Raw genomic sequence first — 13829 nt, 5'->3', positions numbered from 1 at the left:
AAGATAAAAGTGGAAAATTTAGATTATCAAGCAGCACTAGCTTTTATTCATGGAAGAACTCAATTTAAAAAAATTCCAACACTTGAACGGATGCGCGATTTTTGTGAACGGCTAGGAAATCCTCAAAAAAAATTAAAAATGATTCATATTACAGGAACCAATGGGAAGGGCTCAACAACAGCCTTTACTCGTCAGTTATTAATGGAAAAAGGTTTTAAAGTTGGCACTTTTACATCTCCATTTATTATTAAATTTAATGATCGGATTTGTATAAATGGTGAAATGATTTCAGATGAAAAACTGGTTAAATTAGTTGCAAAAATTAAACCAATTGTAGCGCAAATGGATCAAGACTGGGAAAATCACGGGGGCGGTCCAACTGAATTTGAGATTGATACAGCAATTATGTTTGAGTATTTTGCCGAAGAAAAGGTTGATTATGCAGTAATTGAAGTGGGCTTAGGTGGAACGTATGATTCTACTAATATAATTTCACCACTAGTAACGGTGATTACTAATGTTGGAACTGATCATTTAAAATATTTAGGACCAACCATAAAAGATGTTGCACGTAATAAAGCTGGGATTATTAAAGATGAAGTGCCAGTGATTGTTGGTCAAATTGATGATAAAACGGCTAATGCAGAAATTATGCAAACAGCTCAAGCAATGCAAGCCCCCGTTTTTCAAATTAATCATGAAATTCAAGTTCAAAAACAACAAACTTCAAAATGGGGTGAATGTTTTAAATATCGATTTAAAGATTATTGTTTTAATAAACTAGAGCTGAGTTTAATGGGAGATTATCAAATTTCAAATGCTGCACTTGCTTTAACTGCAGTACTTGAATTAGGAGCACGTGAAGGATGGGAGTTTCAAAAAAATGAAATTAACCGCGCTTTACAAAAAACTAACTGGCCTGGGAGATTTGAAAAAGTTAATGAATCTCCATTAATTGTGCTTGATGGAGCTCACAATATCCAAGCAATGGATCAATTAGTAACATTACTTCAACAACGATTTAAAAAGCACAAAATTTACATAATCCTATCGATTTTAGCAGACAAACAGCCAGATGAAATGATTAGTAAGTTATTATCGTTAAAAAATGTTGAAGTGACTTTGACAAAATTTAATAGTCCCCGACCAATTGCAGATTTAAAAGAAATACATGCTAAATTTCCTCAAGTAAATATCAATGATCAATGGCAAAATGTTTTAGTCCAAACGGTTCAAAAGATGGATTCAAATGATATGATATTATTTGCGGGATCACTTTACTTTATTTCTGAAGTAAGAAGCTATTTCACAACACAGGAGGAAGATTAATGAATATAACTACAGTTATTTTTGATATGGACGGAGTTGTTTTTGATTCTGAAAAAATGTATTTTGCAGCAGATCAAAAAGCAGCAGAAAAATTAAATATGAAATTTACCTTTGACTACTATAAACAATTTATTGGTAGTGGTTATGATTTAATGTATCAAACGATGGTTAAAGATTATGGTGATGCCCAAAAGATTAAGGAGTTTATGAAATTAAGTCGTCAAGAAATTATTCCAGCAGTAAAAGAGGGATTACTTAAATTTAAACCTGGTTTTTTAGATTTAGCTCAGTATTTAGAAGAACATCAAATTACGTATGGACTAGCGTCAAGTAACTATCGTCAAGACATTGATTTTTACTTGAAAGAAAATCATTTTGAAAATCACTTCGATTTTATTGTTTCTGCGAATGATGTTAAACAAGCAAAACCTGCTCCTGATATTTTCTTAAAGGCATGGGAAATGGCAGAAAAGCCAAATAAAGAGCAAACGATTATTATTGAAGATTCTCTTCATGGAATTCAGGCGGCAAATAAAGCACAAATTCCAGTTATTATGGTTCCTGATTACATTCAACCTACAGAATTTGAAAAGAAGCATACATTAGCGATTAAAAATGACCTTAATGAAGTAATTAAATTTATTGAAAAATAAAAAAATTCCTCCAATTTGCGTATATATAAATTGGAGGGATTTTTATGGCATTTAATAATCAATTAAAAAATGAATATTTTGAAAAAATCATTCAAAAATACGGTCCAGAAAAATTAAGTGATCGTGAACTATTTTTTTATATTATTAATCAGTTTAGTTCTTTGCAACGTGCAAAGGAAATCACAGACCGCTTTTTTAATGAAAATCAAGGATATCATCAAATGCTTGATCTTTCATTACTTGATTGGCAACGATATTTTAAATTTCAAAGTAAGGCTAATAAAATGCTTGCTTTATGCGAATTTGCTAAACGTTGTCATCAAGGACTTCCTTTAATTTTAGGTCAAATTTGTTCTAGTCAAGTAGCAGGCGAATATCTTGAAGGTAAACTTAGATTATATAAGCAAGAAGTTTTATATGCCTTATACTTAGATACTAAAAATCAAGTGATTTATGAAAAAGATATTTTCAAAGGAACTTTAAACCAAGCAACGGTTCATCCCCGTGAGATTTTTAAAGTAGCAATCCAACATAGCGCAGCTAAAATTATTGTTGCACATAATCATCCAAGTGGTAATATTGAGCCTTCCGATAATGATAAAAAGTTAACTATATGTTTAGCCGAGGCAGGTGATCTTTTAGGAATAGAACTACTTGATCATCTTGTAATTGGACGAAACAGTTACTATAGTTTTCGTGAGAATCGATTAATTTGAATAAATCCTTTAATTAAATTATATGTTCCTGCAAGAATCATTACGGTATATGCAATTTTTCTTACAGTAGTCATTGAAATTTTGTTTAAAATTTTAGTACCAATGAATGTTCCTATTAAGCAACCAAAAACCGAAGCAACTGAAAGACTTGCAAGTTTAACGGTAAACTTGGTATACATTAAATCATTAATCAAAATCACAATTGAAGTAATGAAAAAATATGTTTGAATCGTTGCTTGGTAGGTAATTGAATCATCAATAACAGAATTATAATATGCAACCATTGGAGGTCCGCCAACTGCAAACATTCCTCCAGTAAAACCACTTAATGCACCAACCGCTACTTTAGTTGGAATATTTTTTGATAAGTGAACCCTTGGAGAAATAAAAATTAAATATAGTGCTAAAATCCATAAAAATATTCCCAGTAAAATTGCCATTGTACTAGATGAAAAACTAACCATTAAGTGTACCCCAATACTAGTGGTAATAAATGAAACAAGTGCAGGAACAATAATTGAATCCCATTGAATTTTTTTAAAGTAACGAATGACCACAGTGATTTGTAAAAACATACATGTTAAAACTGAAATCATTGTGGCATCCTTATAGGGAATTAGTAAGGCAACAAAAGGAACAAATAATGAACCAAAACCAAAACCCCCAGTAATTTGAATAAGTGCAGATAAAAATGCGATAATAATAGTAAAAATCATGCTTTCCGTAGCAAATCCCTCCTTAATATTTAATCATTTGCATTATATCATCTGATTTGATAAATAGATAATGTAAACAATATTGAATTGTTTCAAATCATATCTAACAAAGTTGATCAAAGTTAAGTAGGGTTGTTCTTGTTAAAAAAAATCGACTATGATAAAATTTTCTAGCATAAGGAAAGAAGGGCTACAATGTTAAAAGGGACTGTTCACCAGTTTGATAAGAAGAAAGGCTTTGGTTTTATTATCCCTGATGATGGCAAACAAGATTTATTTGTTCATTTTTCAGCCATTACGTCTGCAGGATATAAAACACTTGATCAAAATCAACGAGTTCAGTTTGTTGAAATTGAAGGCAAAAAAGGGATGCAGGCAGTTGAAGTTATGCCAATCAATGATTAATTAATTTGAGTAATTTTATTATTTAGCATTGGTTTTAACTGTGGTATAATTTTACTAAATGTAAAAATTAATGGAATTTATGTTTATTGATTCGGATGAAGGGATGAGAAAGAGTGTTCGGATTTGGTGCAAAAAATATAGGAATAGATCTTGGAACAGCCAACACAATTGTCTATTCAGAAGGAAAAGGCATTGTTTTAAGAGAACCATCTGTTGTTGCTAAAAATACAAAAACAGATGAAATTGTTTCTGTAGGATCAGAAGCACGCGCAATGATTGGAAGAACACCAGCAAGTATTGTTGCAATTCGCCCAATGAAAGATGGGGTTATTGCAGATTATGATACCACGGTTTCAATGATGAAATATTATATTGAAAAATCAATTGAACCTCATTCAGGAAAGCCAGATGTAATGGTCTGTGTTCCAAGTGGTGTTACTGAAGTTGAAAAAAGAGCAGTAATTGATGCAACTAAAGTTGCTGGTGCTAAGGATGCATATGTAATTGAAGAACCATTTGCTGCTGCAATTGGTGCAGGGTTACCAGTGATGGATCCAACCGGAAGTATGGTTGTTGATATTGGTGGCGGAACAACTGATGTTGCGACAATTTCTCTTGGAGGAATTGTTTCTAGTCGTTCTATTCGAATGGCTGGTGATCGCATTGATGAAGCAATCATTGCTTATGTTCGCTCACATTATAATTTATTGATTGGGGAACGGACTGCTGAACAATTAAAAATTGATGTTGCTTCTGCAAGTATTGAAGAAGCGAAAAACTTAGAAAGTCAAAGTGTACGGGGACGCGATTTAGTATCTGGTCTTCCGCAAACAGTTGAAATTAAGTCAGAAGATGTTGCAAAAGCGATTCAAGAAGTCGTTCAAGCAATTATCACTGCTATTAAGGAGACATTAGAAGAAACTTCTCCAGAAATTGCGGCAGATGTTATTGATCATGGAATTGTTCTTACTGGTGGCGGAGCACAATTAAGACATTTACCAGAAGTTATTTCAGAAGCAACTAAAGTGCCAGTGTTTGTTGCCTCAGAACCACTTGATTGTGTTGCAATTGGAACAGGAGAATCATTAAAGAACATCGACGTAATGAAATAGCACTGACGGTGAAAATCGTATCATTTTAAGTGGTTGGAAGTTTGGATTCGCCGGTTAAAATCTGATACGATTTTTATTTTGAGGAGGATTATAGATGCAAAAACCTTTTTTCAATAAGAAACTTGTAATTACATTAGTATCATTAATTATTGCATTCTTATTGGTTGCATTTTCGATTTTTGTCCGAAATGATCGGGCAACTCCATCTTTTATTCAAAATTTTGGTAATAGTGCCGCTGCAGTAGTGGATGAAGTTGTAAATGCTCCCATTGAAGGAGTGGCTAAAATTGGAAATTCAGTTTCCAATTTAGTTGATACATATCAAGAAAATGCCCAATTAAAGAAGAAAGTTGATGATATGAATGCATTACAGGTTGAAAATGAAACTTTAAAGCAAGAAAATAAACAGTTAAAACAACAACTTTCTTTAAACAAAAGTTTAACATCATATGAAAAGATCTCAGCTTACGTAATTTCGCGGGCACCTTCAACTTGGCAAAATCAAATTGTAATTAGCAAAGGATCTAATGCGGGAATTACTAAAGGATCAGCTGTGATGTCAGATAAGGGAATTATCGGACGAGTTTCAGAAGTTAATAAAAATAATAGTAAGGTAGAACTACTTACTACTCAAGATGATTCAGATGATCGTTTTGCGGTACAATTAATTGATGATGATGGACAGACGGTTAATGGATTAATCACTGGATATAATACAGATACAAATTTGTTAATTATGGGACAAATTACATCAAAAGAAAAAGTTAAAAGTGGAACTAAAGTAATTACTTCTGGGTTAGGTGGAACTACACCAAAAGGATTATTTGTCGGAACGGTCCAAAAAGTAGTTAATCAAGGGAATGGACTTCCTACAAAAATTTACATTAAACCTGCAGCAGATATGACTAATTTAAATGTAGTTACAGTTGCTAAACGGCAAGATTAGAGGTGCATCATGCGAATTCCAAAAATGAGATATATTTTTCCAATTGGACTTTTTATTGCAGTTTTTTTGGATGGAACATTAACCCATGTATGTTCAAGTTGGATGATTACCCCAACGTCGTTTGCTGAATGTCGTTCGGTTTTATTATGGATCTTTATGGCAATTTGTTTTGGTGAAGTGGAGCATATGATTCCATGGGTAATCTTTGCCGGTTTTATATATGATATGTATTATACTGGAATTTTAGGTATTTATATTCTTTTATTACCTTTAATGGTATATATAACTAGATGGATTGTTCAATTTTTTGAGCCATCATTTGTTGTTCTCTTATTAATTTATTTAATTGATATCACAATTTTAACGACAATGGGATATGCAATGAATCTTTTAATTGGTTTAACCTCAGTTTCAACAACAACATTTATTGGACGCACTCTTGGTCCAACATTAGCGGTTAACTTAGCATTATTTGTAATTTTGTATTATCCATTGAAAAAATTATTTCTAAAGTATTCATAGAAAGGTGGAACTTTTAGTGCCAAGTGAAGCAATTTCTTTAAAAGGTCACAAAGACGGATACGAGTTAGTATTGCACAGTGATGCAAGTTTTGAACAAATATTAGTTGACTTAAAAGAGTTACTTGCAAAACTATATAAGGATAATTCAAAATTTGATGCAGAAAAAGTTGAATTTAGCATTAAAACAAGATTACGTTTGTTATCTGCAGATCAACGTAAAAAAATTGAGGATACATTTACAGACTATCCATTATTTTCAATTCATAAAATAAAATCCGATGTAATTGAAAAAGATGAGGCAATTAATTTAATTGAAAAAAATACAATTCATTTAAATGCTGATATTATTCGTAACGGTCAAGTAAGAACAATTGAAGGTGATGTATTATTTACTGGAATAATACATGAAGGCGGAATATTGCAAGCGACTGGAAATGTTTATTTATTAGGGAATGTTGAAGGAATCGTTTCAGCGGGTTATCCTGATAATGAAAGTGCCGTAATTGTAGGTAATATTAGTGCTGCACAACAAGTGAGAATTGCAGATTTAGTAACAATTTTTGATGATGATAATCGCAAAGATTCTTTTGAGCCCGTAGTTTATGTAAATGATTTACATAAGATTTCATATTTAAAATTAGAGGAATTAAAAAAATTACGGCCAAAGATTTATGCTAAAATTGGAGGACTTTAATTATGGGAAAATCAATTGTGATCACATCTGGTAAGGGTGGTGTTGGTAAAACCACAACTTCAGCTAATTTAGGAACAGCTTTGGCGTTGATGGATAAAAAAGTTTGTTTAATTGATTTAGATATCGGGTTACGTAATTTAGATGTTGTTTTAGGACTTGATAATCGAATTATTTATGATATTGTAGACGTTGCTAATGGACGTGCCAAATTACACCAAGCATTAATTAAAGATAAACGTTTTGATGATAAACTTTATTTATTGCCAGCTGCCCAAAATACTGATAAAAGCGCACTTGAACCCGCAGAAGTTAAAGAAATTGTTGAGCAGTTACGTCCAGATTTTGACTATATTTTACTTGATTGTCCAGCTGGAATTGAACAAGGTTTTATGAATGCTGTTGCTGGTGCTGATCAAGCAATTGTGGTTTCAACTCCTGAAATTTCATCGGTACGCGATGCAGATCGGGTAGTTGGATTACTTGAACAACAAGACTTAAAAGAACCTCCAATGCTTGTAATTAATCGCATTAAGAAGCATATGGTTAATGACGGAGATATGATGGATGTTGATGAAATTACTCATCACTTATCAATTAAACTTTTAGGAATTGTTTTTGATGATGAAGACGTAATTAGTTCGTCTAATAAAGGCGAACCAGTTGTGCTTGATGATAAAAGCATGGCCGGACAAGGATACCGTAATATCGCACGGCGATTAGAAGGAGAAACGGTGCCATTAATGTCATTAAAAGAACAACAACAACGGAACTTTTTCCAAAAAATTGGAGATTGGTTTAAGAAAAAATAATTTTTTAGTGTGACAGGCTTTATATCGCGGTTTATGAAAACAAAACTTGCCATCTTAAAGCATTTGTCACCTTTTTTATTTTACTATAAGAGAGAACAGGGAAGAGAAAATGACAAAAAAAGAAAAGAAAAAGCGTAAACTATGGCCTAAAATACTAATAAGTATAGCCATTATTTTAATTGTTGCATTTTTAGCAGTATGCTATGGATTTATTAGCTATGGCTTTGGACGTACAACTAAAAAAATTGATAAGCCAACTCGTCAAGCGATTGAATGGTTAGACAAAACAAAAAAGCAAACTTGGCATGAAACAGCTGCTAGAAATGATAAAATCAAGTTGGTTGCTATTTATGTTCCAGCGGCACAAAAGACCAATAAGACAATTGTAGTTGCACATGGATGGCGTGAGAATTCTCAAATTATGGCACCTTATATTAAAATGTTTCATGAGTTAGGATATAATGTCCTTGCACCTGATGATCGCGGAAGTGGAAAATCAGATGGTAAATATATGACCTTTGGTTGGCTTGATCGATTAGACTATGTTAAATGGATTCATCAAGTTGTTAAGCGTGAAGGTTCCAATGTGAAAATTGGGTTGTTTGGTGTAAGTATGGGTGGAGCAACAGTAATGAATGTAAGCGGTGAAAAATTACCACCACAAGTTAAATGCATTGTTGAAGACTGCGGTTTTAGTAGTGTTTATCAAGAATTTGATAATGTAATTACTGATGATTACCATTTACCTGCAACTCCAATTTTGCAAGTCGGTTCATATTTGGCACAGCCTTTAATAGGATATAATTTTAAAGATGCAAATACTTTAAACCAACTGAAAAAAAATAAATTACCAATTTTCTTTATTCATGGTGATAGTGATACATTTGTTAAAACAAATATGGTTTATCAAAACTATAATGCAACAAATGCACCTAAGAAAATTTGGATAACTAAAAATACAGATCATGCACATTCCTTGAGAAATCATTATGAAGAATATAAGCGAAAAGTTGGACGATTTTTTGAACAATATTTGAACAAATAATTTTTTCGAAGTTTGAAGTATGATACAATGATAAGTGCTAGTGAAGTAAATTGATATAGAAATTAACTAAGAAAGGGTGTTTATATATGTGCGGATTTGTTGGATATGTGAACCAAACAGATATTCCAGAAGATACAATCGTTCATATGGCTAATCGAATTAAACATCGTGGTCCAGATGATTATGGATATTTTACAGATGAAAATGTTGCAATGGGATTTAGAAGATTATCAATCATTGATTTGGACCATGGACGTCAACCAATGATTAATCCTCAACAAACTAAAGTATTAACATTTAATGGTGAAATTTATAATTATAAGGAAATTCGTGAAGAATTAATTAAATTAGGATATGAATTTAAGACAGATGTTGATTCCGAAATACTACTTCATGGGTATGATGCATGGGGAGCAAAGTTACTTGATAAGTTACGTGGAATGTATGCATTCGTAATTTATGATCAAGAAAAAAATGAAATTTTTGGTGCACGTGACCACTTTGGAATTAAGCCATTATATTACTATGATGATGGAAAAGCATTTTTATGGGGATCGGAAATTAAAACATTTTTAGATCATCCAAAATTTGTTAAAGAGTTTAATGAAAAACTTTTGCCAGTTCACTTAAGTTTTGAATTTATTCCATCAAAAGATACAATGTTTAAACATGTATATAAATTATTACCAGGTCAATACTTTATTCATCGAGATGGTAATACTGAAATTTATCAATATTATAAATTTAACTATGATCACATTGATAAAAATCAAACGATTGATCAAGATGCCGAAAAAATTAAGGGAATTGTTGATGAATCAGTTAAGGCTCACATGGTAGCTGACGTTGAGGTTGGAAGTTTCTTATCAAGTGGAGTTGATTCTAGTTTTGTATTAAATGAAGCTGCTAAAATTAAACCAGTGCAATCATTTTCTCTTGGATTTAATAATTCTAAGTATAGTGAATTAGACTGGTCAACGCGTTTTGCAAATGAAATTGGTCAAAAAAATACACGGATTACAATGGATGGTAATGATTACTTTGATATCTTGCCAACAATTATGTATTACATGGATGAACCATTATCTAATCCTTCTGCAATGCAACTTTACTATTTATCTAAAGAAACTAGTAAACATGTTAAAGTTGCTTTATCAGGTGAGGGAGCAGACGAATTCTTTGGTGGATATAATACTTACTTAGAAGCACGTCCATTTGAAAAATATCAAAAAGCCGTTCCACATTTCTTAAGAAATGCAATGGCTAAAGCTGTTTCTGGTTTACCACGTTTCCATGGAAAACGTTTTTTAGAACGTGGAGCACAACCGTTGTATGAACGTTATTATCGAGTAAATTACGTTTATAATTATGATGAACGTAATAAGATTTTAAAAGATAAAAGTCTTAATTTAGACACAGGAACATACACAAAGCATATTTTTGATGAAGTTGCTAATAAAGATGAAATGACTCAAGAACAATACTTTGATATTAATACATGGCTTCCATACGACATTTTACATAAAGCAGATCGGATGAGTATGGCTAACTCACTTGAAGTGCGTACGCCATTAGTTGATAAAAAAGTAGCTGAGTTTGCGTCAACGATGCCAATCAATACGCGGATTAAAGGAGATGAAACTAAGGTTTCCTTTAGAAAAGCAGCTGAATCTGAATTACCAGATCGAGTTGCCAAGAAGGAAAAACTAGGATTCCCATCTCCAATTGCTTCATGGATTAAAGAAGATAAGTTTAGAAAACGAATTGAAGATGCATTTACTTCTGATGTGGCAAAGAAATTCTTTGATACAGATGCCTTATTAGATGTACTTCAAGAACATATTAATGGGAAATCAAGTATGCAAAAGATTTTCACAATTTATACTTTTATTTTATGGTACCAAGTATATTTCCCAGAAGATACAAATGCAGACACAATTGATAAAGTTCAATATACACAATCATTAGATTAAAAAATAAACCGAGTGGAATTATTTTAATTAATTAAGTCCATTCGGTTTATTTTCGTTTTAAAATATGAAATAATAATATGAAGAAGTCTATGTTAAGTGAAGGTGGAGAGAATGGCGCTTTGTTTAGAAGAAGCAAAAATCATTTTAGAAGAGCATAATTTACTAAAAGAATCATTTAATGGTAATCAAGAATCTTTTGATGAAATTGCATATGATTCCAGAAAAGTAAAAGCTAATACTTTATTTTTTTGTAAGGGAAATTTCAAAGAAGAGTATTTAATAAATGCACTTCAAAATGGTGCAACCGGATATATTGCGGAAACAAAATATGAAACTAATTCAAAGGTGGCATATTTAATTGTTTCAGATGTACAAAAAGCAATGGCTTTATTAAGCGCAGCGTATTATAAATATCCACAAAATGAATTGTTTATTATCGGAATCACTGGAACTAAAGGAAAAACTACAAGTGCATACTTTACTAAAGGAATTTTAGACCAAGCACTCCAACACCGTACTGCTTTATTTTCTACAGTTGATCGAGTAATTGGTCCCAAAGCTGAAGATACTTTTAAATCTAACTTAACAACGCCAGAATCACTTGATTTATATCATGATATGCGTGCGGCCATTGATAATGGAATGACTCATTTGGTAATGGAAGTTTCTTCTCAAGCATATAAAAAAAGTCGGGTATTTGGTTTGACTTTTGATGTTGGAATTTTCTTAAATATTTCACCTGATCATGTTGGCGAAAATGAGCATCCCACTTTTGAAGATTATCTTTTTTGTAAAAAACAATTATTTGCTAACTCTAAAATTTGTTTATTAAATGCAGATACAAACTATTTTGAAGAAGTATACTATGCTGCTAAATCAGATGTGGAAAGTTCAGCTTTATATACTTATACTCATTTAAATAAAAAACAATTACCAGATGGCAATACTATTGATATTAAAGTTGAAAATATTGAAGAAACTTTGATTAGTAATCAGTTTAAGTTAGTGGCTTTAACTAATAAAGCGAAAAAACTGAATTTAGAAGATAATTATACAATTACCATTCCAGGAGATTATAATGAAGGCAATGCCGCAGCAGCAATTATTTCATCACTTTTAGCCAAGGCAACTAAGGAAAATGCTCAAGTTGGATTAGAAACTGTTAAAGTTGCTGGTAGAATGGAAATGGTGCATACTAAAAAACATGGATTAATTTACATTGACTATGCACATAACTATGCAAGTTTGCATGCATTATTAGAATTTTTAAAAGCACAAACAAAAGTAAAGCGGTTGATTGTAGTTGTAGGATCAACTGGAAATAAGGGAGTTTCTCGGCGAGAAGGCTTTGGCAAAGCTTTAAGTGAGGGAGCTGATATTGCAATTTTAACAAGTGATGATCCGGGCTTTGAAGATCCAATGAAAATTGCAAAAGAAATTGATCAACACATTGATCACACTAAAGTTAAAGTTGAATTTGAACTTGATCGCCAAAAAGCAATAAAAAAAGCAATTATGATGAGTAAACCTTCTGATGTAGTTGTTTTAGCAGGAAAAGGTGAAGACAAGTATCAAAAAATTAATGGAGTTGATACTCCATATCCAAATGATTTAAATGTTGCAAAAAAAATTGTGGAAGGATTAGAAGATGAATAATAAGTTACCAAATTTTACACCAGTTTTATTAGGAAGCGATTTTAATGTTTACGGAATGGCGCGTTCATTTTATGAATTAACCAATAAGCCTGTAAAGGCGTTTGCTGAGCAACCCTTAGCGCCTACACGCTTTACTAAGATTGTTGATCTTGAATTAATTGATGGTTTTTCAGATGATCCAACTTGGATTGAAAATATGCTGAAAATTAAGGAAAGATATAAAGGCCACGAAGAACCAGTTATTTTAATTGGATGTGGCGATGGTTATGCAGAGTTAATTTCTAAACATAAAGATGAGCTTTCAGATGTCTTTATTTGTCCATACATTGATTATGATCTTTTAAGTAAGTTAAACAAAAAAGAATCATTTTATAAAATTTGTGATCAATATGATTTACCATATCCTAAAACTAAGGTAATTACAAAGGAAATGTGGGAAAGTAAAGATCCAATTGAACAACCCTTTGATTATCCTGTGGCATTAAAACCATCGAACAGTGTAGAATGGGTAGATATTCATTTTGAAGGACGTAAAAAAGCTTATCGAATTAAATCGCGTCCAGAATTAGATAAAATTTTACAACAAGCATATACAAATGGATATCAGTCTGATTTTATTTTGCAAGACTTTATTCCAGGTGATGATAGTAATATGCGTGTTTTAAATGCATATGTTGATCAAGATCACCATGTAAAAATGATGTGTTTGGGACATCCATTACTAGAAGATCCATCTCCAGCAGCAATTGGAAATTATGTTGCGATTTTGCCGGAATACAATAAAGATATTTACCAACGATTCCAAAAGTTTTTAGAAGAAATTAAATTTACGGGTTATGCTAATTTTGACATGAAGTATGATTCACGTGATAATACTTATAAACTTTTTGAAATTAATTTACGTCAAGGAAGAAGTAGTTTCTTTGTAACTTTAAATGGTTACAATTTAGCTTCTTGGGTTGTGAAAGATTATGTTACACATGAATTAAAAGATGCACCAACGGTTTATGGTAATAAAGATGCTAATAAGCACCAGTTATGGTTAGGTGTTCCAGTGAGCGTATTTAAGAAATATGCTCGCCAAAATGGTGATAAAGAACGGGCCTTGGATTTAATTGATCATAAACGCTATGGGATGACATATCGTTATGATAAAGATATGAATCCAAAACGCTGGGCATTATTAAAATGGATGGAACATAACTATAAAAAGAACTTTAAGCGTTACTTTAATGAAAACAAAGGATGAGTTT

14 protein-coding genes are annotated in these 13829 nt (G+C 31.9%); 13 read left to right on the top strand and 1 reads right to left on the bottom strand.

Going from position 1 to position 13829, the window contains the following annotated elements; all coding sequences use genetic code 11:
• Nucleotides 1-9: 9 nt before the first annotated feature.
• Genes ACWCL1_RS02865 through radC form a run of 3 tightly spaced genes read left to right on the top strand, consistent with a single transcriptional unit; the run spans nucleotide 10 to nucleotide 2698 of the window.
• Nucleotides 10-1329 (top strand): bifunctional folylpolyglutamate synthase/dihydrofolate synthase, encoded by a 1320-nt coding sequence (locus ACWCL1_RS02865; protein WP_454545429.1) that lies wholly within the window; start codon nucleotides 10-12, stop codon nucleotides 1327-1329.
• Nucleotides 1329-1982 carry an HAD family hydrolase gene (locus ACWCL1_RS02860; RefSeq protein WP_454545428.1) on the top strand — a complete coding sequence of 218 codons (654 nt, stop codon included), beginning with the start codon at nucleotides 1329-1331 and terminating at the stop codon, nucleotides 1980-1982. Before ACWCL1_RS02865 ends, ACWCL1_RS02860 begins: the two co-directional genes overlap by 1 nt.
• 44 nt (nucleotides 1983-2026) lie before the next feature.
• Nucleotides 2027-2698 (top strand): RadC family protein, encoded by a 672-nt coding sequence (radC, locus tag ACWCL1_RS02855; protein WP_454545427.1) that lies wholly within the window; start codon nucleotides 2027-2029, stop codon nucleotides 2696-2698.
• On the opposite strand, the gene ACWCL1_RS02850 is transcribed toward radC, so the two are convergent.
• Nucleotides 2668-3414, bottom strand: coding sequence for a sulfite exporter TauE/SafE family protein (locus ACWCL1_RS02850; protein WP_454545426.1), 747 nt, complete (start codon nucleotides 3412-3414; stop codon nucleotides 2668-2670). The genes radC and ACWCL1_RS02850 overlap by 31 nt on opposite strands.
• Before the next feature lie 195 nt (nucleotides 3415-3609).
• On the opposite strand from ACWCL1_RS02850, the gene ACWCL1_RS02845 reads away from it, so the two are divergent.
• From ACWCL1_RS02845 to ACWCL1_RS02800, 10 genes are all read left to right on the top strand, one after another.
• Nucleotides 3610-3819, top strand: coding sequence for a cold-shock protein (locus ACWCL1_RS02845; RefSeq protein ID WP_454545425.1), 210 nt, complete (start codon nucleotides 3610-3612; stop codon nucleotides 3817-3819).
• A 113-nt stretch (nucleotides 3820-3932) separates the two neighbouring features.
• On the top strand, nucleotides 3933-4931 hold the full coding sequence (locus ACWCL1_RS02840) for a rod shape-determining protein (protein WP_454545424.1): 999 nt from the start codon (nucleotides 3933-3935) through the stop codon (nucleotides 4929-4931).
• A 94-nt stretch (nucleotides 4932-5025) separates the two neighbouring features.
• Nucleotides 5026-5877 carry a rod shape-determining protein MreC gene (gene mreC, locus ACWCL1_RS02835; protein WP_454545423.1) on the top strand — a complete coding sequence of 284 codons (852 nt, stop codon included), beginning with the start codon at nucleotides 5026-5028 and terminating at the stop codon, nucleotides 5875-5877.
• A 9-nt stretch (nucleotides 5878-5886) separates the two neighbouring features.
• Nucleotides 5887-6399, top strand: a complete 513-nt coding sequence (gene mreD, locus ACWCL1_RS02830; protein WP_454545422.1) for a rod shape-determining protein MreD — start codon at nucleotides 5887-5889, stop codon at nucleotides 6397-6399.
• Nucleotides 6400-6415: 16 nt separating this feature from the next.
• Nucleotides 6416-7093 carry a septum site-determining protein MinC gene (locus tag ACWCL1_RS02825; RefSeq protein ID WP_454545421.1) on the top strand — a complete coding sequence of 226 codons (678 nt, stop codon included), beginning with the start codon at nucleotides 6416-6418 and terminating at the stop codon, nucleotides 7091-7093.
• 2 nt (nucleotides 7094-7095) lie between these two features.
• Nucleotides 7096-7902 carry a septum site-determining protein MinD gene (minD, locus tag ACWCL1_RS02820; protein WP_454545420.1) on the top strand — a complete coding sequence of 269 codons (807 nt, stop codon included), beginning with the start codon at nucleotides 7096-7098 and terminating at the stop codon, nucleotides 7900-7902.
• 109 nt (nucleotides 7903-8011) lie between these two features.
• Nucleotides 8012-8947: an alpha/beta hydrolase gene (locus tag ACWCL1_RS02815; protein WP_454545419.1), complete on the top strand. Its 936-nt coding sequence runs from the start codon at nucleotides 8012-8014 to the stop codon at nucleotides 8945-8947.
• A gap of 86 nt (nucleotides 8948-9033) precedes the next feature.
• Nucleotides 9034-10920 carry an asparagine synthase (glutamine-hydrolyzing) gene (gene asnB, locus ACWCL1_RS02810; RefSeq protein WP_454545418.1) on the top strand — a complete coding sequence of 629 codons (1887 nt, stop codon included), beginning with the start codon at nucleotides 9034-9036 and terminating at the stop codon, nucleotides 10918-10920.
• Between the two features lie 111 nt (nucleotides 10921-11031).
• Nucleotides 11032-12576, top strand: coding sequence for a UDP-N-acetylmuramoyl-L-alanyl-D-glutamate--2,6-diaminopimelate ligase (locus ACWCL1_RS02805; protein ID WP_454545417.1), 1545 nt, complete (start codon nucleotides 11032-11034; stop codon nucleotides 12574-12576).
• Nucleotides 12569-13825, top strand: coding sequence for a carboxylate--amine ligase (locus ACWCL1_RS02800; protein ID WP_454545416.1), 1257 nt, complete (start codon nucleotides 12569-12571; stop codon nucleotides 13823-13825). The genes ACWCL1_RS02805 and ACWCL1_RS02800 overlap by 8 nt, the downstream gene beginning before the upstream one ends.
• Nucleotides 13826-13829: the final 4 nt, after the last annotated feature.

It is taken from the genome of Ligilactobacillus sp. LYQ135, from assembly GCF_053711055.1.
The sequence above is the reverse complement of the archived record's forward strand: the minus strand, read 5'-3'. Positions and strand labels throughout refer to the sequence as shown.